Origin of the sequence: Dapis brunnea BLCC-M229 (genome assembly GCF_050015995.1) — a bacterium.
Taxonomy (GTDB): domain Bacteria; phylum Cyanobacteriota; class Cyanobacteriia; order Cyanobacteriales; family Microcoleaceae; genus Trichodesmium.
Window position 1 is genome coordinate 1 of record NZ_JBNHEP010000256.1, and the last position, 23,499, is coordinate 23,499.

General features: G+C 34.7%; 15 protein-coding genes. 10 read left to right on the forward strand and 5 right to left on the reverse strand.

Annotated elements, in window-relative coordinates; translation table 11 throughout:
* Positions 1 to 140 precede the first annotated feature (140 nt).
* Together ACP6PM_RS29695 and ACP6PM_RS29700 are read left to right on the forward strand one after the other, a co-directional pair.
* Complete coding sequence (locus ACP6PM_RS29695; RefSeq protein ID WP_426590479.1) at positions 141 to 383, forward strand: hypothetical protein; 243 nt, start codon at positions 141 to 143, stop codon at positions 381 to 383.
* 374 nt (positions 384 to 757) lie between these two features.
* Positions 758 to 1,249, forward strand: a complete 492-nt coding sequence (locus ACP6PM_RS29700; RefSeq protein ID WP_426590480.1) for a hypothetical protein — start codon at positions 758 to 760, stop codon at positions 1,247 to 1,249.
* A 589-nt stretch (positions 1,250 to 1,838) separates the two neighbouring features.
* Here ACP6PM_RS29700 and ACP6PM_RS29705 read toward each other — a convergent pair.
* The 3 genes from ACP6PM_RS29705 to ACP6PM_RS29715 all read right to left on the reverse strand — a co-directional run bounded on the left by ACP6PM_RS29705 (position 1,839) and on the right by ACP6PM_RS29715 (position 6,678).
* Positions 1,839 to 2,516, reverse strand: coding sequence for a pentapeptide repeat-containing protein (locus tag ACP6PM_RS29705; protein ID WP_426590481.1), 678 nt, complete (start codon positions 2,514 to 2,516; stop codon positions 1,839 to 1,841).
* 476 nt (positions 2,517 to 2,992) lie between these two features.
* The gene (locus tag ACP6PM_RS29710) at positions 2,993 to 4,828 is read right to left on the reverse strand and encodes a peptidylprolyl isomerase (protein ID WP_426590482.1); all 1,836 of its coding nucleotides are present in this window, start codon (positions 4,826 to 4,828) and stop codon (positions 2,993 to 2,995) included.
* Positions 4,829 to 5,316: 488 nt separating this feature from the next.
* Positions 5,317 to 6,678: a peptidylprolyl isomerase gene (locus tag ACP6PM_RS29715; protein ID WP_426590483.1), complete on the reverse strand. Its 1,362-nt coding sequence runs from the start codon at positions 6,676 to 6,678 to the stop codon at positions 5,317 to 5,319.
* A gap of 1,277 nt (positions 6,679 to 7,955) precedes the next feature.
* Between ACP6PM_RS29715 and ACP6PM_RS29720 the strand changes: the two genes are divergently transcribed.
* Positions 7,956 to 8,507, forward strand: coding sequence for a peroxiredoxin (locus tag ACP6PM_RS29720; RefSeq protein ID WP_426590484.1), 552 nt, complete (start codon positions 7,956 to 7,958; stop codon positions 8,505 to 8,507).
* A gap of 219 nt (positions 8,508 to 8,726) precedes the next feature.
* Here the strand turns inward: ACP6PM_RS29720 and ACP6PM_RS29725 are convergent, their stop codons facing one another.
* Positions 8,727 to 8,996, reverse strand: coding sequence for a hypothetical protein (locus ACP6PM_RS29725; RefSeq protein WP_426590485.1), 270 nt, complete (start codon positions 8,994 to 8,996; stop codon positions 8,727 to 8,729).
* A gap of 337 nt (positions 8,997 to 9,333) precedes the next feature.
* Between ACP6PM_RS29725 and ACP6PM_RS29730 the strand changes: the two genes are divergently transcribed.
* Positions 9,334 to 10,371, forward strand: a complete 1,038-nt coding sequence (locus tag ACP6PM_RS29730; RefSeq protein ID WP_426590486.1) for an AI-2E family transporter — start codon at positions 9,334 to 9,336, stop codon at positions 10,369 to 10,371.
* Between the two features lie 151 nt (positions 10,372 to 10,522).
* Here ACP6PM_RS29730 and ACP6PM_RS29735 read toward each other — a convergent pair whose 3' ends face one another.
* Positions 10,523 to 11,407, reverse strand: coding sequence for a prephenate/arogenate dehydrogenase (locus ACP6PM_RS29735; protein ID WP_426590493.1), 885 nt, complete (start codon positions 11,405 to 11,407; stop codon positions 10,523 to 10,525).
* A 55-nt stretch (positions 11,408 to 11,462) separates the two neighbouring features.
* Between ACP6PM_RS29735 and ACP6PM_RS29740 the strand changes: the two genes are divergently transcribed.
* The 6 genes from ACP6PM_RS29740 (at position 11,463) to ACP6PM_RS29765 (ending at position 22,506) form a co-directional block, all read left to right on the forward strand.
* The gene (locus tag ACP6PM_RS29740) at positions 11,463 to 13,016 is read left to right on the forward strand and encodes a pentapeptide repeat-containing protein (protein WP_426590487.1); all 1,554 of its coding nucleotides are present in this window, start codon (positions 11,463 to 11,465) and stop codon (positions 13,014 to 13,016) included.
* Positions 13,017 to 14,056: 1,040 nt separating this feature from the next.
* The gene (locus tag ACP6PM_RS29745) at positions 14,057 to 15,607 is read left to right on the forward strand and encodes a pentapeptide repeat-containing protein (RefSeq protein WP_426590488.1); all 1,551 of its coding nucleotides are present in this window, start codon (positions 14,057 to 14,059) and stop codon (positions 15,605 to 15,607) included.
* A gap of 900 nt (positions 15,608 to 16,507) precedes the next feature.
* Entirely contained in the window at positions 16,508 to 18,037 is a 1,530-nt protein-coding gene (locus ACP6PM_RS29750; RefSeq protein WP_426590489.1) for a pentapeptide repeat-containing protein, read from the forward strand.
* A 5-nt stretch (positions 18,038 to 18,042) separates the two neighbouring features.
* A complete protein-coding gene (locus ACP6PM_RS29755) occupies positions 18,043 to 19,578 on the forward strand; it encodes a helicase C-terminal domain-containing protein (protein WP_426590490.1) in 1,536 nt (511 codons plus the stop codon).
* A gap of 997 nt (positions 19,579 to 20,575) precedes the next feature.
* Entirely contained in the window at positions 20,576 to 20,788 is a 213-nt protein-coding gene (locus ACP6PM_RS29760; RefSeq protein ID WP_426590491.1) for a DUF2839 domain-containing protein, read from the forward strand.
* Positions 20,789 to 22,140: 1,352 nt separating this feature from the next.
* Positions 22,141 to 22,506 (forward strand): DUF1815 family protein, encoded by a 366-nt coding sequence (locus ACP6PM_RS29765; RefSeq protein WP_426590492.1) that lies wholly within the window; start codon positions 22,141 to 22,143, stop codon positions 22,504 to 22,506.
* The last annotated feature ends 993 nt before the right edge of the window (positions 22,507 to 23,499 follow it).

The following is a 23,499-nucleotide window of genomic DNA, read 5'->3' on the forward strand; positions in this document are numbered from 1 at the left end:
GAGGAATAGAATGGGGAAAAGGTAGAAAAATAAATATATTCACCATCACCCAATCACCCCATCACCCCATCTCCCCATCTCCCAATCACCCCATCACCCCATCTCCCGATCTATTGGAATATTAGCCAAAGCGCGAGTTTTTGGCAAAGTACTCAGGAGTCAGGAGTCAGAAGTCAGGAGATGGAGGAATAGAATGGGGAAAAGGTAGAAAAATAAATATATTCACCATCACCCAATCACCCAATCACCCCATCACCCCATCACCCAATCACCCCATCACCCCATCACCCCATCACCCCATCACTCCATTTCCCCATCACCCCATCACCCCATCTCCGAATTCCCTCATCCCCCCATCTCCGAATCTCCCCCTCTATTTTTAAATAGATCCCAAATGGGTTCTATAGAAAGAAATGTCTGTCTCAATCTAAACTTAAACGACTATAACTGAAAACAGGGAATAAAAAAGACAAAAAGATAACTGTCACACGCGTGCTTGAGAAACGCTATATGTAAAGTAAATATTACTTAGTTACGTTAACTTTTACCTGGTTATATAACTTTCAGTAAAGTTAATTTTGCGCAAAGTATTAGTTTGAGGAATATTTTCCTAACCTATATACTAAATCCACAGACTAAACTAATTTGGGTGAGGTGAAAATTACCAACCTAGGCAATATTTCTCCGGAATATACGGTTTCATCTTAGAAGTATCAAACAGAAAGAAATAAACCAATTAATTTATGGAGAACTTTAGATGAATATTCAAACTAATCTCAACAAAATTGTTCGCCTCGGTTTAGTTGCTTTAACTACTACTTCTTTATCTTTTGCAACTATAGCTCCTGCAAAAATTGCTTTTGCCGAACCAATACCCCAGCGCAGTGTCACTCCTGGTGTTATAAATGAAGGAATGAACGGAACATGGAATTTACAGTGGAAAGTCAACGGATGGTTACATAGAGGTCGTTTAAGAATGAATGGAAATTTTGGAACTATGATTGTGAATGTAACTGGACCTAATGGTAGGAGAGTTTATGCTGAACAACAAATGAATATGGTTCCTAATAGAAATGGTTATACTCTTCAAGGTAGTAGACCTACTTATCCTGGTAGTAATGCGATAAACCGTAATTATCAACCTGATAATTTTTATGTTGAGTCAGGTGATCGTGGTAGTTGGAAAATGAGAAATTGTTCTGATTATCATGGTTGTATTCCAGTCAGGATGACAAGAATTGATCGATAAATTCAATCAAGTTCAATCAAGTTATTGTAGGGATAGGTTTTGCAAAAAAAACTGTAAGTATTCCGCAGGAAATACTTACCGAATAATTAAGATTTAAAGCCTCTCATTTAAAGGATAAACAAGAAAAAAATTTCCTTTTAGTCAATCCTCTTCTTTTCAAATAGAGGTAATAATTAATAATTAATTGTTGAAAAAAACTATTCCTAATTAGTTTATATATAACTTCTCAAATAGATAAAAATTTTGATTTTAGGGAACACCGGAACAGGGAACAAGCAAAAATTCAAAAATACTTTATCTCATTAATATCAGGGCTATTTCATTGTAGAACCAAGTGAGGATTTTACTAGCTTTTAGAGATGGGTTAATATAACCTTCAATCCTTTAAAAGGCATATATTTTCGTGGTTGGCACAAAAAGTCAGAAATTAGAACGAAATAGCCCTAAATTAATATGAGAATCCCGATGCAATTAAGATTTATCAGAATATAATTTATATTATTTATGTTTAATAGAGCAATAAAAAAATTTTTCTTCCCTCCTGAATTCTGATAACTGATAACTGTTAACTGAAATGGCTCCTACTTAATTAATCATTAATTGAACCATCAGGCAGAATTGTTCCTCTCAGAATTACTCCACTTAAATCTGTATTAGTAATAACTGCACCTTCCAAATTAGCATTACTTAAATTAGTTTCTTGTTTATAACCTCGAAAAGAAAAACTATGAAAATCTGCTCCACTCAAATTAGTATCAGCAAGATTAGCATATTCTAAGTTAGTACCATGGAGACTAGCATTACTTAAATTAGCTCCTGCCAAACTTGCTCCCCAGAGTCTTGCTTCTAACAAATTAGCATCAGTTAAATTAGCATTACTCAAATTTGCCAGAGTTAGATCTGCTTCCAATAAACGAGTTCCAGTTAAATTCGTATTTGTTAAATTTGCTCTGTTAATATCTGCTCTATATAAGTTAGCTTTTTCTAAATTGGCTCCTGTTAAATCAGTTCCTGAAAGGTTAGCTCCATTCAAATCTGCACCCTGAAAATTTATACCTGTTAAATTAGCTCCCGAAAGGTTAGCATTCTTTAAATTAGTGTCATGGAAATCTGCTCTACTTAGGTCGCATTGTTTCCATAAGAATGATACACACCAATTATCTTGTAATAGATGATTAATATCTTCAGAATTAGCTGCCATAACTGGTGCAGATAAACTAAAGTAGATGAAAGAAATGACTAAAGTAATAGTTGCTAAAAATTTCATTGCTAAAGTTATTTTAATTGAACTAAAATTAATTTTTTTGAATCGAGGAAGCAAACTTTATCCAAAAATAAGTAATATAAAATCTGGATAATTACTATCTCCAAGTCCGCAGCGACTGGAACAGAGTGGAAGGAAGCAATCTCAGGGGTTGAGGAAATTGCTTCCTATCGTCGCAATGACGAATGTTTAACCTGATTCTATATAAAATAGAAAATTCGCTAGTACAACTTCAAACATAATCATAATATGTCGAGATTGTCTAGCGAACTAAGTAAAGCTTTGACCAAAAAATAGGGTCTCAAACCTACCATTTTAAGGGGATGAAAAAACGGTCGTTTGCAGAGCATGACCTTAGGATGGGATGGCGAGGAGACCTCGCCATATCCAATCGACCAAGAGAAACTAAACTTCAGTATTTTAAGCCTCCGTTCAGCAGGAGGTACTGATAACTGATAACTGAAAACTCTTACCATTAATTAACCAAGAGTTAGGGCTAAATCATCAGGATTGACTGCAATAATGTTATTTTGAACATCTTCGATAGAAGTTTCTTCAACTACACCTAATATAAAGCCACTGTCAAGGAGTCTAATTACAGCATCTCCATCTACTAACTCATAATCTAAGCCTTCAGAAGGAATAAATTCAGCAATAACAATAATCCGATCACTATCTGCAACACTAAAATCAGTAATCATGTCAGCTTGCTCTATTTCCTCTATTCCTTCAACAGTATCAACTCGCAGCATAAAACTATCTGCATCTGCACCACCTGTGAGGATATCCTTACCATAATCCCCAATTATATTATCATCTCCTGGTCCACCTATTAAGTTATCCTCTCCTTTCCCTCCTCGTATAAAGTCTGAACCGTCACGACCACTAACATTATCATCACCTTCGTTTCCACTCAGAATATCGGTACCATCACCACCAGATATGGTATCATTGCCTGCTAAACCCATAATTGCAAAAGATGAATCAGGTTCAGCATCGCTTATTTCGAGAACATCAATAACATCATCATCCTCTGTTCCCAATTCAGTTGTGAAAGAAGAATCAGCAACATCTATATCGAGGAGAGTCTCATTCTCATCTTCTTCTTCAGTTTCTTCTGTCGTTTCTTCCTCTTCCTCTTCCTCTTCCTCTTCATCAATAGCACTAGCTATTTCATCACCCTCTTCTTCTTCCTCTCCTTCTTCTTCACCTTCTATATTTTCATCATCCTCATTAGGAGATTCATCCAGAGGTGTATCTAATTGAGAACCTAATAGAGTGTCCTCTAAGATTGGTGATACTTCTGTTCCATTACCAGAACTATCAACATTCTCATCAACCTCTTCTTCTTCCATAGAAAGAACATAATCTACCTTGATCCTGTTATCAGCATTTTTCCAATCATTCAGCAAATCTGAGTCACTTACTATCTCTGATTCCCTACTGGATATATTTCCCTCTACTACCCTTGCTAAGACAATGCGATCGCCTTCGTCAATTCCCAAAACATTATCTAAACCATCAGTTACTTCACCAAAAACCGCATATCCGCCATCCAATTGATTGCTGACATCTTCCAAAGTAAAGTAAAATTGTGAAGAAGCTGAATCTAGTGGACTATTTCTGCGAGCCATTGCTATTACCCCTTGCTCATGGGATAATTCCACTTGCTCGTCAACTATCTGGTTATAGACAATTTCTCCATCTTTTACTTTAATTTCTAAAGGTATTGTCCGTGGTTCACCTGTGGCAGGTTCAATATATTGTCCTGAGCCTAATTCTCTTAGTTCTGCAAGAATATCTGTATCTCGGCTCGCGGGGTCGCCTACTTGAGCCACAAACCCATCTACAAGTCGGTGGAATGCGAGAGCATCATAGAAATTTTGCTCTACCAAGTCAGTAAAGTTAGCTGCTGTTACTGGTGCAGCACTGGTATTAAGTTGAACTGTAATTTTGCTTCTTTCAGCAGTTTCTTCTTCCTCATCCTCAGAGGTTTCATCATCTTCTTCTTCTAGCAACTCTTCGTCCCCAGTTGCATCTGCTCCTTCTTCTTCAGAAGTTTCTGCCTCTGAGACTGTTTCTTCTTCCTCTTGTGTTGACTCTTCGTCGTCCTCAATTGAATCTGTCTCTTCTTCTTGAGAAGTTTCTGACTCTGAGGCTGTTTCCTCTTCCTCTGGGGATTTTTCTACGACTATTTCTACTGTTACCTGGCCATCTAAACTCGGTAAGCCTAGTTGTTCTAAAAACTCTTGTGTTCCTAACTCTTGTGTATCTTGTGTTTCTTGTGTTTCTGGTATTTCAATATTTTCGTTCATTTGCTTTGAACTCCTTAGCTGTGAATAATTTGCAACTCCATTATATTCCATTTATAATTTGACTGCCTACAATAGTTCTGAAAATAAAGGCAAAATTTCAATCAAAAAAAGGGATTTAAACCAGTTTTAATAATTTTTTACTATCCCCAATTGTTAACTCTTGCGTGGCAATATTTAAACCATAATAAAAGATATAATTTACCCACCAAAATACTTGACCTTGATTCCTCTTTTTCCTTCTTATTCTTTTTATAGCAATTCCCAATAAGCGTGAGGTAAGCGCATTCTTTGGTTTTAGGGAGCAAGGAAAAATTAACTGGGAATAGGGAATAGAATAGAAATTAAAGATAGGTGTACATCATTAGACTGAGAAACGCTATATCTTATAAATTAAGTTGGGAAAATCAAAAGTAAAATCAATTTTCCCAACCTATTATTTAAGTCGCTAATTCAATGCCTTTCCTACATAAATTCTCCACTAAAATTAATTATCCAATTCTCAAAGCTGCATCTCCAAAAGGTAGTGCATCAGGCACAGAAATAGCAGTAAAATCAAAAAAGAAAGTCGCACTTCTAACTTCTTCTGCCACCGAATTATTCACAGTACCAAGAATAATATTATTTTCCTCTTCTTCAGCCTCTATTTGAATTATTGTACTATCACCTTCTTGAGTAAAAGAAAGAGAAGATATTGGCTCCGAAACACCAATTCTATCCCCTTCCGAAAAATTAAAATCTTCTATCGTATCAGCATTATTTTCTTCATTATCAATTACTGCCAAAACAAAAGTATCTGCACCAGCTTCCCCTAGTAAATTATCTGTACCAGCATCACCAATTAAAATATCATTTCCTTCTCCACCAGTTAATACATCACTATCTTTACCACCTCGTAAAAAATCATTTCCTTCATCACCAAATAAAATATCACTATCTAAATTACCATTCAAAATATCATCATCCAGACCGCCAGATAATAAATCTAATCCTTTTCCACCCCGAAGATAATCGGAACTATCCCTACCATCTAAACTATCATCTCCCTGATTACCATTAATAACATCATTAATTATTGAACCTGTAATTTGATCATTTCCTTCTAATCCCAATACACTAAATACTTCTTGAGATAATTCTGTAGAAATTTCAAAAATATCATCTCCTTCTGTTAATACTTGCAAAAAATCAATAGGCAAAGGAATATTAGCACGATTAACAATATTAATAAAATTATTCAGGAGGGATGTATCAGTAATAATTTGTGAAACTCGACTAGGAATTATTCCTTGGGTAACTCTAGCAGCAGTAATACTATCACCTAATTCTATTTCTTCTATGACATCTAACCCATCTATTACATTACCAAATATGGCAAATCCACCATCTAATACTGATACATCATTTAAGGGAATATAAAATTGAGAAGATGCCGAATTTAGAATCTCTGTACGAGCCATTCCAATAGCACCTGCTACGTTTGGCAATTGTACAGGAGGAGAAACTATTTGATTATAAATAATTGGTTGTCCTAGACCTAAAGGCTTAATTTCTAATGGAATAAATCGAGGTTCATTTGTTATTGGATCGATAAAATCACCACTGCCTAAAAGTTCCAAAGGGATATCTGGATTTCTACTAAAAGGATCGCCTCCTTGAACTAATGAAAATTGTGGTTGATTTTCTATGCGATGAAATCTCACACCATCGTAAAAATTTCGTTCTACTAAGTCAACAAAGTTACCTGCAGTTATTGGTGCATTGAACCCATCAATTTCGATGGTAACTATCTGATTATCAATCACCATTAATACTGTTGCTAGACCGGATATTTGTGGTAAATTTTCTTCCATTTTTATCTAGTTTAATAGGGAAATTTTTTGTACAAGTTATTTATTTTAGAATAAATTTTAATTCTCCCTCAATACTAAGCTATTAAGCATCTAAATTGGTTATTGTGGGTGATGGGGAGATGGAGGGAGGGTTTGACGGTTTCTTCCCTAGTTTGGTAATACCCAGTTTAAATGCGTCTTAGCTTATCAATACTAATTCCACTTCTGCCCGACAATCATTTAATTACGCTATGGCTAATAGTTGATGGCTGAATGCTTACCCATATTTTTCGTAATACCATTTTGCTAGTTGATACAGCAGTTTCCGCACGTTATGAGGTACAGATATTGACGGTTAAGAATGCGCGAATTTAGAGTTTAGAGTTTAGAGTTTAGAAGTTATACAGGGTATACTACTACGGAGTTTACTGGAAATGTTTGGATAGTCAGTTGTACGTTAGTTATACCAATTCACTTTAAAGATGTCACAAATAGTTTCAAACTTTAAATGTCAAATAATAGCCTCAAATCTTTCTCTTGTCAAAGTTTTTAGCCTATCCAATCTGAATTCTGAATTCTGTGAAATGGTATTAGTTCCGAATCTGCTGTAAGTGCTCCTGCTGTAACTCACGGGCAACGGGAAGCGCTGTAATTCTTATCTAGACATGAATTTTGCTGACAGCTATTATCTTTATATTAAGTGTAACTTCATGGAGAAGTTCTATTAGGCGATCGCTACCCTTCTGAGTTTATCTAAAATCTAAAAACTGTTGCGCAATAGTTGAATTAATTATCAATCTAAATTAGGCGATCGCTACCCTTCCGACTTTATCTAAAATCTAAAAACTGTTGCGCAATAGTTGAATTAATTATCAATCTAAATTAGGCGATCGCTACCCTTCCGACTTTATCTAAAATCTAAAAACTGTTGCGCAATAGTTAAATACTGAAGTTGATTTGTTTCATTCCCCAGGATAGGGGAAGCTTGAGACCTTTTGGTCAATTTTCAAATGATTAGTTAAGACAGTTACTAGTACTCGACCAAACCAAAATTGCTGGGTAAGGGTTAGTAAGTTGTGAGTAGTGAATCGTTAGTGGTAAAAATATTACCAGGCAAAGTTTACTTGGTAGACTACTAGAAAGACAAGGGAGAAAATTTAATAGCTTACCCATCAAATCAATCTTGACAAACTATTTAGATGCTCATCTAAATGGGACAATACATCGACAATTTTCCACAGAAAATTTGGGAACAAATTTATGTAAACTTATATGAAGTAGAGTTTTCATCATAAATTATGACATCTCGTCGGCATTTTACTACCATATTTTTTGCTATTTGTCTAGCTTTGATAACTTGGTTTAACTTTATCCCCAATGTTTGGGCACTTGGAGGTAAACTACCTGAGTTATATCAACCAGCACCAGAATTTACCCTACCCACGAATACAGGGGATGGGGAAATTTCTTTATCAGATTATCGTGGTGAGTGGGTAGTGCTTTATTTTTATCCTAAAGATTTTACTTCTGGTTGCACAATTGAGGCGCGTAGGTTCCAGCAAGATTTACCAAAATATATTTCTCGAAACGCTCAAATTTTAGGTGTTAGTGCAGATGATATTGACTCCCACGCAGAATTTTGTGATTCTGAAGGTTTAAAATTTCCATTGTTAGCTGATACGGATGGAAGTGTTAGTAAAACTTACGGTTCGTGGCTAAACTTTTTTTCAATGAGGCATAGTTTTATCATCGACCCAAATGGGATTTTGCAGGAAATTTTTCTAGGAGTAAGACCGCCTATTCATAGTCAAGAAGTTTTGGCACGTTTAGATGAGTTGCAGCAGAGTTAATTAATATAGCAGGGAATAGGGAATAGGGAATAGGGAATAGGGAACAGGGAACAGTTGGAAAAACATTTCCTATTATAACGGATAGGATTGGTTAAAAGGAATTTTTTTGTTCTCTTGGTCGATTGGATATGGCGTTTGCGCTTCGCAAAGCTCCGCTTTACATGTTGCGGAGCAAAACGCGAAGCGTCCCGGAGAGAAGGGAAACCTCGCCATCCCATCCTAGGTCATGCTCCGCAAACGACCGCTGTCTTGGTCGATTGGATATGGCGAGGTCTCCTCGCCATCCCATCCTACGGACTGCTCCGCAAACGACCGCTTTTTCTCCTTGAAAGGAGAGGGTTTAAACCTTAATTTTTCGGTAAGTTCTAAATCTTCACGGAAGTAATCAGAAATAGCAAAGGTTATTTCCCTGATAAAATTGTATTCGGTATAGGTAACTTGAAATGTTTTAAGAACTTCACTAATAGTTTTGAAATTACTGAAAGCCATTTTTTATTTCTTCAATAATTGATTGTATTGCTAGTCAATTTGAGAATTAATTCAGAACCTCATAGCAGGAGTTATTAATAAATAACTCCTGTTTACAAATTTAGTCAGTTTTAACAAATTTTGACTATTGATATAAGTGCCTATGCAAAATTAATTACACATCCTACTGACTCTCTTTTGCCTGTAGCAATAGTGCCTATTGCCTCTCTCAACTAGGAAATTTATTTTCCACAACTACTTGTAACGGTTCTCATATTAATGAGATATACTGACGTACTGATAACTGATAACTGATAACTGATAACTGAAATGACCTACTCCCTATAAAAACTAATTTATGCTGAACTTACTAAATAAAAGATTATTTTGGTACTTAGCATTACCAATAATTGTAATAAATGGTTGGGCTTTACTACAAATATTCCAATATTTTGGTCGGATAATTACAATAGCTGTCTCTGCAACATTACTCTCATTTTTGTTAGATTACCCAGTACTTTTTTTGCAGAGACATAGAGTTAAAAGAAACCGAGCAGTTATTTTAGTATTTTTAGTAGCATTAGTAATTATATTAGTTTTGGGAATTATTCTGATTCCTCTGCTATTAGAACAACTTACCGGATTTATTGAAAAACTTCCTAGTTGGCTTGAATCTGGAAATCAACAATTAGAATTATTTGACCAATGGGCATCTAAGCGTCAATTACCGATTAATTTCACAGTTTGGACAAATCAATTTACAGAAAGTTTATCTTCTCAATTGCAAGATATAACAGGAGAAATTATTAGTTTTGTTGTTAATACAGTAGGTAGAATTTTTGATATTTTAATCACCATAGTTATTACTTTTTATCTAATGCTACATGGCGATCGCCTTTGGAATGGAATATTTAATTGGCTGCCTAATAACCTAGAAATTCATATCCGCAAATCATTTAAACAAAACTTTGAAAATTATTTTATTGGTCAAGCAACACTAGCTTGTTTGATGGGTGTTTCTATGACCCTAAGTTTGTTATTTCTAGGAACTCCTTTTGGCTTATTATTTGGCATAGGAATTGGATTTATGACTTTAGTTCCTTTTGGTACTGCTTTGGGTGTAACTCTTGTCAGTTTATTAATAACTTTAGAAAATTTTTGGCTCGGAATAAAAGTTCTAATTGTGATAGTTTTAATCGAACAAGCAATTGAAAATTTTGTTGCTCCCAGAATACTAGGAAGATTTACAGGTCTTAATCCTGTCTGGATTTTACTGAGTTTATTAGTGGGGGTGCAAGTATGGGGAGTTTTAGGTTTATTAATCGCTGTACCTCTAGCAGGTTTTGTCAAAAATACTGTTAATTATCTCCGCTACTATGCAGAATTTAATCCATAGTAAAATCAATCAGTCAATCTACTAGAGGAATAATTAATTTGGAGATTGAAAAAACTAATTTTATTCTCTAATTTATTAGAGAATACTATTTCTCAATAGTAATACTATATTTTGATTCCCAAACTAATTGATTCTGTCTCCTAACTCCTTTTTATTCTGTCTCCTGACTCCTGACTCCTGACTCCTTCTTTAAACTATGCTGCAAAAATAGTCTTCTATTTTGCTCTGTATACCTTAATCTTTCTTCAATAGTCTGCCAATCTTCTTGTTCAATATTTTGAATAAACCCATCAATTTGGTCACGAAAAGAATAAAGCGATCGCAACACCTCTAGACGATTATATTGGGCCATCATTCGTCCTAACTCTGGATTGCCCCCTCCCACCCGGCTAGTGTCACGGAAACCAGAACTAGCCAACTCCTGTGCTAACTTAACAACAGTAGGATTACTCTCACTCATACAGGCAGCAATCAAACTAGCACTGGCCATCACAGGCAAATGAGAGATCCAAGCAACAGCTCGATCGTGTTCGTGGGGGTTACAAAAATAAACTTGACTCTTGAGCAACCTAGCTATTGCCTCAAGTTTCTCTACAGACTCTAGGGGAGTATTTTCAGTAGGAGTCAGCACATAAGGTCTATCTTCAAACAAACCCAATTGAGCCACTTCAATCCCACTTTCTGCTTTGCCAGCCATAGGATGTCCACCTACAAAATTCGGCCAAAGTTGAGAAACACCTTCCACAATAGGTGTCTTAACAGAACCCACATCAGTTAGAATTGCAGAGGGAGAAAGAAAAGGAATAAGCTGTTCTAGAGTAGGAATAATACCTGACATGGGAGTACAGATAAATATTAAATCAGCAATAGATAGTAAAGATAGTTCCAAGCTAGCTTCATCAACAGCTCCAAGAGCAATTGCCTTTTGACAAGTTTGTTCTCGACGAGATACCCCAAGAACACGATAACCTAGAGCTCTTAAATCCAATCCGACTGAGCCACCAATTAAACCTAATCCAACAATACCTATATTAATCATAAATACCTATATTAATCATAATGTAATGGGTATGATACAAGGGTGCGCCCTAATGATAATCGAAGAACTTCAAGAAAAATATGCTGCTGGTGAAAGAGATTTTACTGACCTCAATCTTTTTGAGGCCAATCTCACTGGCATTAATCTTAGTGGCGCAAATCTTAGCGGCGTCAACCTCAGTGTTGCCAACCTAAGTGGTGCAAATTTAACAGATTCTAATCTTAGTAAAGCTAAACTTAATATTACTAAACTTAATGGGGCGCATCTTAGTGGGACAAACTTAAATGGTGCTGATTTAAATGTAGCTAATCTAGTTTTAGTTAATTTGAAACAAGCTCAATTAATTGCTGCTAAATTGATTAGAGCAGAGTTAATTAGAGCAGAATTAAGTGGGGCAAATCTTTCTTTAGCTGATTTAAGTGGGGCTAGTCTTGTTGAAGCTACACTCCGAAAAACTAATCTTAGTGGTGCTAATTTAAAGGGAGCTAACTTGCGTTTTGCTTCTATTACAGGCTCTAATTTAATAGAAGCTAACTTGCAAGGAGCAGACCTTAGTGGTGCTGACCTTAGTGGTGCTGACCTTAGTGGTGCTGAATTAAGACAAACTAATCTGACTGGTGCTAATTTGAATGGGGCTGATTTAAGTGGTGCTAACCTACGTTGGGCTGATTTAAGTGGTGCTCAACTGAAGTGGGCGAGTCTCAATGATGCTAAACTCAGTGGTGCTGACCTAAGTAGAGCAGATTTATCCCAAGCTAACCTTTTAAATGCTAGTCTAGTTCATGCTAATTTATCAAGTGCCTGTTTAATTGAAGTAGATTGGATTGGAGTAGATTTAACGGGAGCAACTTTAACAGGAGCAAAAATTTTTGGCGCCTCTCGCCTCGGGATTAAAACAGAAGCAGTAAGCTGTGAGTGGCTTGACTTAAGTGCTAATGGAGATAAAAGTCAAGTTTATTCTCTCAATTCTGGGAAAATTAAAAGTTTCTTTCATGAGACTATTCCTCAAGTGAGGATTATTGTTGATACTCCTTTAGATACTTCTAGTCATTATGCTCTAGCTGCAACATATTATCAACTCAGTAAGTATTTACCAGAGCTAAATCAACCCCCTTGTATAGAAGTTAATTCTTGCAGAACAATCATCTCGTTTCAAATGAACAGCGATGAAAAGCTATTCGCTACTGCTTATATCGCTATTATACCTTTTCATGATTTTGCTAAAACCCAAGAGAGTATTATTAGTATTATGAAAATCCTTAACTCTCAAGATACAAATTATTTAACTCCTGTTATAGCTCAAACAATTCGGCAGTTAACTACAGTTTTAACTAAATCAATTAAACAAGTTAATCAAATTAAGAAGGATAAAGCATTACTGAAATTTTGCAATGGAATTAAATTTTTTCAGACAGCAACAAAAATAACTATAATTAATTCCAGTGGTCAAAAATTTAATCTCTACCATCATCCGAAATTTGGTAAGCGAATAGTAAAGAAAGTTCGTAGAAATCGTGAAGTAGAAACCTTAATTCAATTACCTCAAACAGAACCATATTCTATTAATACGATTATTGATTTTGTTGATGGCTTTCATCAATCATAAATTTAATCTCTATAGAATAATTTTTGAGGAAAAATTAGTATGAATAACTAGCTCATCAGCTATTATTTTTTTCTCTTTCCAGGGTTATTTTTGGTACTTACTTAATTAATAAAAACAGCATTATCATATAATAGCATTTTCCCAAAATAATATTACAAATAATACAGGTAAGGAAGAAGGAAGAACCGAAATTGGAAGAAGGTGAGAAAGAAGTAAGAAAAATTATCTATTTTGTCCTTCAATCAAATCAATAACTTTGTACAAAAAATAAGCAGCGATCATCAGAGCTACCCTGATTTGTAGCCAACATTTATCAAACTGATATAATCTTTAGTAAATTAATTATAAACAGAAAATATTCCATACAAAATCTCTACATTAATGTAAGCATTCAGCTCTTAGCAGTCAGCTAGCCTCCTGGGTTGTAACTGTATTAACAGTAAATAATGAATAATTTCTTTTAAGCTTAAAGGAGCTTACTTTGGCAATAACTTTTAATTCTTTCTCTATTTCTCAATTGCTTTTACCTCTTCCTCTTATCAATAGCCGATAACGCAGTTCTTCTGGAAGAGGCTGGCTAATAGCTGATGGCTGAATGCTTACATATTAATTCAATATTTTTTATTATTGTAAATTAAATGAATATAATATTGCAGTTTATTCTGTGGTATTTGAGGCACAGTAGCATTCAACAATTAATAATTATTAATTATTATAAAGAAGAGTATTGGTATAAAAGGATTTTTTTTCTTTTTTCTCCATGAATCGAGAGGCTTTATACCTCAATTTTTCGGTAACTTTAATACAAATTTTTGAAGTATCGAATTAACGTTTTATTTTTGTTAGGGCAATTTACTATAATCATTGTAACACATTTATATGGAATAGACTGTATAATGTCAAAAAAACAAAGTCAAACAATATTAAGGATTTTATTTTTTTAGTTCCCTAGAAAGGTAGCAAAGTAAAAATAGTATATTTTAGCTATTCAAATCTATGCTCCGGGCAAAAAAATCAAGTGTCAAATATATTCTAAAAGTATGAATCGAGAAGAAATACTTCAACAATACATAAAAGGAGAAAAAAACTTTACAGGTATTATTCTGTGTGAAGCAAATCTTAGCAAAGTCGATCTCAATCAGATTAATTTAAGTCAAGCAGTATTAAATCTGACTAATTTCACTGAAGCTAATCTTAGTGAAGCTAACCTGAATGGAGCCAAATTAAATGTATCCAGACTGACTAAAACAAATCTGACCCATGCTAAACTTAACGGTGCAAATCTCAACCTTGCTAACCTAATTCAAGCTAATTTAAGCAATGCTGAATTGATAGAAGCCAAGCTAATTCGGGCAGAGTTAATTCGAGCAAATATGAGTAATGCTAATCTCAAAGGCGCTAATTTAACAGAGGCTGATTTAAGAGAAGCTATTTTAAAACAAGCTAACCTACAATTAGTAGATTTACATTCTGCCCGTTTACGAAGTTCTTGCCTAGCAAATTCTAACCTAGAAAGAGCTAATTTACATAGAGCAAATCTTAATAAAGCTGATTTGAGAGGAGTCAACTTTAATAATGCTGAACTTACAAAAGCTAATCTCTCTCTTTCTAATTTGAGTAAAGCTAATTTTAAAGGAGCTAATTTAACAGAGGCTGATTTAACAGGAGCTAATTTGAGTGGAGCTAATCTTGATTCAGCTATACTCAATAACGTAAATTTACATGGGGGAAATTTGCATAATTCTAATTTGTCTAATGCTGTTTTAGTTAATGCTGATTTAACCAAAAGTAATTTAATTCATGTTAGTTGCGAAGGAGTAGATTTAACATCAGCAACCCTCACAGGTACTAAGCTCTATGGAGTATCACGATTTCAAATAACTGCTAAAAATATTACTTGTGATTGGGTTGATATGAGTGTCAATGGTGATGGTAGTAAAATTATCAACTTGACTCCAGAAAAATCTAAACTTTTTTTTAATCCTACTCAACCAACTGTAAAAGTTATAGTTGATGCACCTCTAGATCCTGATTCTCATTTGGCTTTGGCTGCTATCTATCGTCAAATTTATAAACAGTATAATCTTTTAGGATTACCTCCTAATATCGAAGTAAATTCTCAAAAAACTCGATTATCAATTCGAGTAGATAAAGATGAGCAGTTATTTACTACTGCATATCTAATGATTTATCCATTTAAAGTATCTACATTAACTCAAAATTATTTTTTAGAATTAATCGATCGAATTTCCCAAGACTACTCTAGAAATTTAGATGTCAGAACATCAAATCGTTTTGCTAAGATCAGGGTAAATCTTAATAAAATGAAAAGAATAATTGAGGAACTAAAAGCTAATAATACTCAACCTCTTAAAATACTAAATTTAAAATTTTTTAGTTCCCCGCTGAAAATTAGAATAGTGAATTCAATGGGGCAAGATTTTTGCCTGACAAATAGTTTAGATTATACCCAAGTAATCTCTGATTATTTAATCAAAAAAAACATAAATGAAGAATACTTAGTCAACTCTTTTATAGATAATCAAAAATTTCATAAAAGCTTGGTATTATTTGTCAAAAATTTTTCTTAATAACTTGATTTTACTGTATAAAATTTGGAACTGAGCGAGGCAAAACAAAATAATTTGATCGAATCTCTAATACCAAATCTCAAAAGTTTTGCTATATATTGTTTTTGCCATAAGTTACAATTAAAAAGCCATAAGTCAGTTACTTTAAAAAATGGCAAGTAACAAATAAAACATTAGTAATATTTGCTATTAGGTGTGGGGGAAAAAAGCTGAATCAATTGTTTATAGAGGTTTTCAGGTAGATGAAGTACATAGTAAAAACTACAACCCTTGTAGGGACGTTCCATGGAACGTCCCTACTTTGTTCTACTAAAATGAAAACTGCTGTAATTTATGGTACTCATAGTGATACATCTGTAAAATAGCCTAATTTAATACCAATTTGATCAAAGAATGTTACAAAACTGTGGTTACAGGGAACAAACAATAGGGTATGTCAGTAGATATTTATCCAAAGATATTTATCCAAAGATATTTATCCCAAATGAAGTCAAAAACCCTTTATTCCGACCTTTACCCAGCTTATACACAGGTTTGATTTTTTATTGACAAATACGCCCTAAGAGAGTGAATGAACAAGCAAAGATTAATATAGCGCTTAGTGCTTAATCTGAGGTATGTTCAGTGGGTTACGGCTCCCAGTTAAGACTTTAGTTCCTGAGCATAGGTATTGCCGCCTAACCCACCCTAAGCCTGGATTTAATATTCCTTTTACAAACAGTCTCTAATTATAATCATCTTAAAAACAATTGAAAAAGCTATAGCGTTTTTCAGTAAGCGTGAGGTACACTTTTCTTTTTTCTTTCCTTTTCCTTGTTCCCTATTACCTAACACCTAGAATTTTGTACATCATCAGTATAAGAATTGCTATATCTAGTAAACTTGACTACTCAATAACAAATGTCAGAAGAAATATTAAAAAGATACGAATTAGTTAAAAAATATACACAAGGAAAAAGAAATTTTGCTGCCATCAACTTGACAGAAGTAAACCTGAGTCAGATGAACTTGAGCAAAGCTAATCTCACTAATGCTATTTTATTTGTCTGTAATCTCAGTGGTGCCAATCTCAGTGAAGCAAATCTTACTAAAGCTAATCTCAATATAGCGCGCCTTAGTGGTGCCAATCTCAAAAAGACGATATTAAATCAAGCAACTCTCAATGTGGCCAATCTAGTCCGAGCTAATCTGAGTGAAGCTCAATTAGTAGAAGCTACCTTAGTTAAAGGAGAATTAGTTAGAGTAGAATTAACTCTAGCTAATCTTAGCCGAGCCAATCTCAGTGGTGCCGACATGAGAGAAGCAAATATCACAGAAGCTAACTTAAGTCAAACTAACCTGAGTGGCGTAAATCTCAGATTTGCTTTAGGACAAAGAACTAATCTAGAAAAAGCTGACCTCCATAATGCCGATCTGACAAAAGCCAATTTAGAAGAGGCTAATTTTACCAATGCTGAATTGAGACAAACCCACTTAAGTATGGCTAATCTTAGGAATGCTACATTTAATGGGGCTAATCTCAGGTGGGCTATTCTCAATGGAGCTGACTTAACTGATGCCGACCTCAGTAATGTTAAATTGAGTGGAGCTAATCTTCGCGGAGCGAATTTAACCAATACAAAATTAACTAATGCTAGTTTAGTTCATGCTGATTTAACTGAAGCCAATTTAGTCAGAGCTGATTTAGTTGGAGTAGATTTATCCGGAGCAATTTTAACCGGAGCAAAACTTTATGAAGTTCCTAGATTAAATCTTAAAGCCGAAGACATTGTTTGTGAATGGATTGATGTGAGTCCTGATGGAGATCGTAGTCAAGTTTATCACTTTAAATCATCAGCAGAATCCAAAAGATTTTTTAACCACAAATCCCCAATAGTTCAAATTATTGTTGATTCAAATTTAGACCTGAAAGCAAATGTGGCTCTTACTACAACTTACTATCACTTGGCTAAGGATTACGATTTTATTAACCGTCCTCCCAGTATTGAAGTTAACTACCAAAGAACTATTTTAAGTTTTAGAGTAGACAGTGATGAACTGTTATTTATACTAGCATTTATAGTTATATTACCTTTTGCTGATGCTAAAAAATCTCAAGTTAACATTATAGAAATTGTCAAAAATAACCCTTTACAAAAAATCAATACCAAAATATTAGAATTAGAAATTGGTATGGAACAAATCATCCAAAAAAATCAGAGAATTAACAAAATTATTGACTCTGTTAGAGCCAATATTACTTTTTTTTCAGCCCCTACTCAGTTAATTTTAAATAATTCAAGTGGTAAAAGTTTAGTAGTAAGTAGCAATCCAGACTTTGGGAAAAAAATCTGTAAAAATATAGATGAACACACAGATGAACAAAAATTCTCTTTGCCCCCTGATAATAAGGTAGCTGATTTTATTAATAGCTTTTATCACTTTGGTTAAAATCTGTGATCGAAGTAGAAGTCCATCAATCCCTGCTAAATTTCCTGCAATCGCAAAATCAACCTTACTGGCCTCATAATTTAACAATGGCACGGCTAGTAGCAAGGGCTTTGCGACTTGGGCGTAGTGCCTTAATTCAAACAGCTTCTCCACCAGGTAGCCATAATCAACAATATCAATTAAGTTATCTGCTACCAATCTTAATGTGGCCAAGAAAAACAATATTAGTCGCTCCTCAGCCAGTACAAGAACATTTACTAACTGTTGAAATTCCCAGATTACTGGCAAACCACTCTCAGATTAGTCCATTACTTCCCAACAAAGCAATCCAAACCTATCCGCCACAAGACGATGATTTTAATGGACTACTACTGATGACGCCCGAAGCTTGGTTAGTTAGCCAATGTCAGGATAACCAGTTTTCTAAAGGTATTCCGACAATTATTGATTGGGCAGATGATTTAGAAACTTGGGTACAAAATTATTTAACCACTAGCTTTTTCCCTACTGACTGGAATCAACTGATGGAAGTTCATTCTGCTCAAGCTGACTTAATTCGTCAGACAAGGATAAACTTAACGCGATCGCTCTTCCAACATCCAGTTAATCCCTACAGTTGCTACTTGATTGAAAAACATGAGCAACAGATTTTACAAAATCTCATCGAAAGTTTGTCATTACCTCCAGGAAACAAGGAATTACAGAGCGAGCATTTGAATAATGATTTTTGGTTTCAGTGGCAAAGTAATGGACAACTCAGGTGGGCAGAAATTCATCGCCAGAGAGGATCGTTTTCTTTATACTGCACTCCTTATGATTTATCTGAAGCTCTCAAGAATATTTGGACTCAACAACCTGTTGTGATTATTGGAGGAGCATTAGACTTAGAAGTGAAAGCTTATAGCTACAGACAGATGATGGGACTAGGGGATCTAACCTGCGTTAAATTTTCCCCTGATCGTCGCAATGAGATGATTCAACTATATTTGCCCAATGGCTTACCAATGCCAAATACACCTCAATTTCAAGCAGCATTAATTGCAGAAATTCAGACTTTATTGTATATCAGTTCTAGTGCTATAGATGGATTAATAGTCATCCTCATTGGAGATGTACCACTTAAAAATCAAGTGGGTGCTATTTTGGCCTCTGAATTTGGTTCCCGAGTTCAAGTGGAAACTGTTTATCCTGAAGAAAATGGAATTTTAATTACTGGTTGGGAGTTTTGGCAAGAATATCAAAGAGAACTTAAAGCACCTAAATTATTGATAATTACTACTTTGCCCCTTCCATCTTTGGAACATCCGTTGGTATCTGGACGAGTAAATTTTTATAAGCAACGGGGTTTAGATTGGTTTAGATTATACCTTTTACCAAAGGCAATACAAGAGCTACAACGTGCTATTGCCTCTGTGCGAGAATCTCAAGGTATCGTTGCTGTGTTGGATAGTCGTGTGATTCATCGTAGTTATGGCAAGCAAGTTTTAGCAGCTCTTAGTCCCTTTGCCAAAATTGATTACTTAGATACTACATGGTTATAGCACTATGTGCAAGTCATAAGTCATAAGTCATAAGTCATAAGTCATAAGTAATATCTGACTAAGTTTTCGGTTGGGAAATGTTACGCAAACAACATTTAGCAATGTCCGCGTCCAATGCTTCGACTGCTATGACTTGAAAAAAGAATAGGGAGTAGGCAGTAGGATTAATAATTATGTGGATTCAACTCCAAGCAAATTGCTGTATTATGTAGACCTTTGGGTCGGAAACCCAAGGGTAGACTGGAAAGATTTTATTTCCAATTCAAAGGTTCCCTTAGAGCTTGTTTGAGAAGTCATCTATCCCCCATTATCCCCTTTAATAAGCTATCCCTTACCGATAAGTCTTGAAATCCTTGTGGGAAGTGTGGGCAGTGTGGGGAGTAAGAATCTTGTCTGCATTTCTCAAAAAAATGTCTAATTCAATACACTATTTCTCAGGAAAAAGCAGCTCCAATAGTTATTCATAATTCGTCTATTTTGTCAAGTTTGATGTTAAGAAAGATGTGGGTAAAGCATAGCTTAATAAGGGGGACTTTCCGTTTTATTTCCCCCTTTTCAAGGGGGGCTAGGGGGGATCTAAATCAAAATTCATACTTTTCAAACATCCTCTTACGTCGCCCTACCGAAGACTGCCCTACAAGAGGCTCTTAACCGAAGGTAGATAACCTTAACGAAGTCAGAAGTCAGAAGTCAGAAGTCAGAAGCGAGTGTGTAATTCTGAGGTCTCCTCAGAATGTAAGACACACTCAAGACAGTGATTTTTGTAACGGGGATTTGAGCAAGGCTCCAAAAATATTTCGCCTTAAAAGGCGGGGTTTTAGACCCATATTATTTTGATAAATTTAGTATTGCTTGATTAATCAATAGATTAAGAACTAATTCTTAAAGTAAACTTTTTTGGTACTTTTTTTACATAGATTTAACAAACTGACTTTATTTTTACTGATAATTATTGTTATGATCTAGTAAATTACTGAATAAAGGTTGAGATTAATTTATGGGTGAAGCAAAGCGTCGTAAAGAAGCACTAGGAGAAGAGTATGGTCAAGAAGCACGGTTTATTTCTTGGCTGCCAATTACTAAAAGTCAAAGTCAACAATTTATGCAGTTAACTACAACTGGTGCATGGATTGGTATTGGATTCCTTATTTTTGGCTGGTTAACAGTTAGATTTATTGGTCCTGCTTTTGGATGGTGGCAAGTTGAATAACTTTTGGTCTACGAAGCTAGATAAAAGTTAGAAAAAAATCTTAACTAATTCCTGATTTTTAATTGGGTAAGAATTAATAAAATTATTTGTCTTACTTAAAATACTAAAAAATATCCCCAACAAGGATATTGATGTGATTAAATTAATGAATATCCACTCATAATTAAGCCAAAATAAACATTTATCTTGGCTAAAGTTTTTGATATTTATTAAATAAAAAACCAAGATAAAATTTGTGACAAAATTTTGCCAATAATGATAATATCGAGCGCAGATTAATTCCTAATAAATAGGTGTTAAAAACGACTGAAAAAATTAAATCTTCAAGGGTCGGTAGCTAAAGTAAACGTAAGCATTCAGCTATTAGCCATCAGCTCGAGCCCAAACCCTATCTAAACCTTAAAAAGGCTTTAAATGAATATAACTTTTAAAGTCGTCTTTGATAGTAAGATTCAATTTACCTCAACTAATAAAGCTTTTTTCTCAAACTAAAATAAATAGCTGACCGCTGAATGCTGACTGCTGAATGCTTACAAGTAAACATTTGTTATTTATAACTTGAAGTAACTCGATAGCACTGAAATTAGGAAAATCAATAACCCTCAAAATGATTTTATATCCCTAAGAGATTGTTTGTAAAGGAAATATAAAAAGGAGATAGGGAACAGGGAACAGGGAACAGGGAACAGGGAACAGGGAATAGGGAATAGGGAATAGGGAATAAGGAGGAAGAAATCAAGACAAATATTTGTCGCTTAAAAATCTAGGAATATATGTACTGAATACTTCTCTACCTACCAAATTTCAATCTCTTGAAGTATTACCGCTTTTAGATTTTAGTCACTCGCATGTTCTCTTAATACTTATTTTACAAACAGTCTCTAAATCCTGATTTTGTCTAAATATTTTGTTTAGACAAAATCTCAAATAATTGTAAATTAACAACAACTAACCCCTAGAAAAACTTATATTTTCTTTGGTTAAATAAAATTACTATCGGATTGCTATTAATAACTCTTGCTTATAGCTATTAATTTGTTTAGATACTGTTTGACTTATAGGGATAATTAATTATTTATATAATTTCAGAATTTGAGTTTCTCAGTTGCTCATTTCAGGAACTAAATTTAATGGTTTGAGTCTAGAAAATACAAGCATTTAGCTGAATGTTGTGGTTGATACTTTGCTCAAAAATCCTATCAGTTAGCCTAAGATATATGGTATTAAAGGCCATTTGAGAGATATGCGAGAAAAGATAATTAGGTTTATACTATTTCATAAGTTAAACACCAAAATTTTATAAAAACTTAACAAAGTCTAAAATCTAAGGGTGTGGTGATAGGAGGATAATTGTGTTTCAGAGACTTGCAGAACAACATCGTCAATTTGTACAAGACCTAGTAATGAATTTACAAGCTCTGGCAATTGTGCTAGAGAATAGAGGATATTTGGCATCCTGTTACACTTGTGGAGGTCAAATGAATAGTGCATCATTTATGGTCAGCCTGGGAGAAAATCATCTGATTCGTTTTCTCGTATCAGATTATGGCATTACATGGACAGAGATGCGAGATGACCGTGAATTAATGAAATTAGAAGGAGCTGAAGCAATTAGCCAGCTACAAGAACTAGCTAATTTGGTAAAAAATCAGATTCAGCCTTCTCAAAAACCCAATGAACTTCGGCAGGAAGATCTAAGCCTGAATAAGGCCATTTAGTCTAATAGTTATCCAGGGTTAGACCTCGTGGTTATAATACTAAATTCAAAAAAGATAGTTACATTAGAATAAGTGCAAAACTTTTAACAGACTTTCTGCCAACTGTAGACCTGTAATTGAAATTATAGAATTGGCGGAATAAAGAATTTATTAAACTTATGGTGGCTTTGTTTAATTCATTAGCAGCAATTTGACTCTAATCAAGAAAAATGTTATGAATCCATACTTATTGAATCTGTTATTCTGACTCCTGACTCCTAAGAAGCAAATACTTTGTAGTAGTATTTTTTGAAACTCTTATAACCCAGATTTAATATTTATTTCTAGAAATTTACTGTATCTATAATCTAGAATTAGATTCTCAACAAGAAAAAGAAAAGGATTAACTCAAAGGAAAAATTTTTCTTTTCTCTTGGTCGATTCGATATAGCGTTCCCTTCAGGACTTGAGACAAGAGAAACCCGCTCTGGCAAAGTCGCTCCGCAATTTAAGTTGCCGAGTCGCCGAAGTGCGAAGTTATGCCCCAGCAAAGTGCGTTTGCGTTTCGCTGAGCGACATGAAAAGCATTCCGATAGGAAAGTTCTGGCACAGCACAGCACAACTACAGCTTTTTCGCCTATCCAAGGGGATGAAAAAGAAAATTTCGGTTTTCAAGCCTCCCTAATTGCTGGAGATACTATTTTGCTACCGCACAACTTTTTCGTTTTTCATGTTCCGTAGGAAAACGCTACGGGACATGAAAAACACAGTTCTGACCCTAGGAGGCTAAGGGAAATGACCAGTACCATTATTATTACAGATTTGGCCAATACTCTTAAGCAAGTCAGGACTTACGGACGGGAATCCAGAAACCCAGTTTTTTCCTAAATATATTTTCCTAAATATATATTGTTAAAACAAACAATTTCTCGTAGCAACCGGGTTTCTTTGGGTAAGTCCTATAGAACCCCTGAAGGTATCTTCATAAATTTAGCAAGGAGTCAGGAGACAGGA

Bases quoted from the DNA above. Each gene is read 5' to 3' on its own strand.
- ACP6PM_RS29740 (WP_426590487.1), top strand. From the start codon at position 11,463: ATGATAATCGAAGAACTTCAAGAAAAATATGCTGCTGGTGAAAGAGAT.
- ACP6PM_RS29700 (WP_426590480.1), top strand. From the start codon at position 758: ATGAATATTCAAACTAATCTCAACAAAATTGTTCGCCTCGGTTTAGTT.
- ACP6PM_RS29730 (WP_426590486.1), top strand. From the start codon at position 9,334: ATGCTGAACTTACTAAATAAAAGATTATTTTGGTACTTAGCATTACCA.
- ACP6PM_RS29725 (WP_426590485.1), bottom strand. From the start codon at position 8,996: ATGGCTTTCAGTAATTTCAAAACTATTAGTGAAGTTCTTAAAACATTT.
- ACP6PM_RS29760 (WP_426590491.1), top strand. From the start codon at position 20,576: ATGGGTGAAGCAAAGCGTCGTAAAGAAGCACTAGGAGAAGAGTATGGT.
- ACP6PM_RS29710 (WP_426590482.1), bottom strand. From the start codon at position 4,828: ATGAACGAAAATATTGAAATACCAGAAACACAAGAAACACAAGATACA.
- ACP6PM_RS29705 (WP_426590481.1), bottom strand. From the start codon at position 2,516: ATGAAATTTTTAGCAACTATTACTTTAGTCATTTCTTTCATCTACTTT.
- ACP6PM_RS29750 (WP_426590489.1), top strand. From the start codon at position 16,508: ATGTCAGAAGAAATATTAAAAAGATACGAATTAGTTAAAAAATATACA.
- ACP6PM_RS29715 (WP_426590483.1), bottom strand. From the start codon at position 6,678: ATGGAAGAAAATTTACCACAAATATCCGGTCTAGCAACAGTATTAATG.
- ACP6PM_RS29745 (WP_426590488.1), top strand. From the start codon at position 14,057: ATGAATCGAGAAGAAATACTTCAACAATACATAAAAGGAGAAAAAAAC.
- ACP6PM_RS29720 (WP_426590484.1), top strand. From the start codon at position 7,956: ATGACATCTCGTCGGCATTTTACTACCATATTTTTTGCTATTTGTCTA.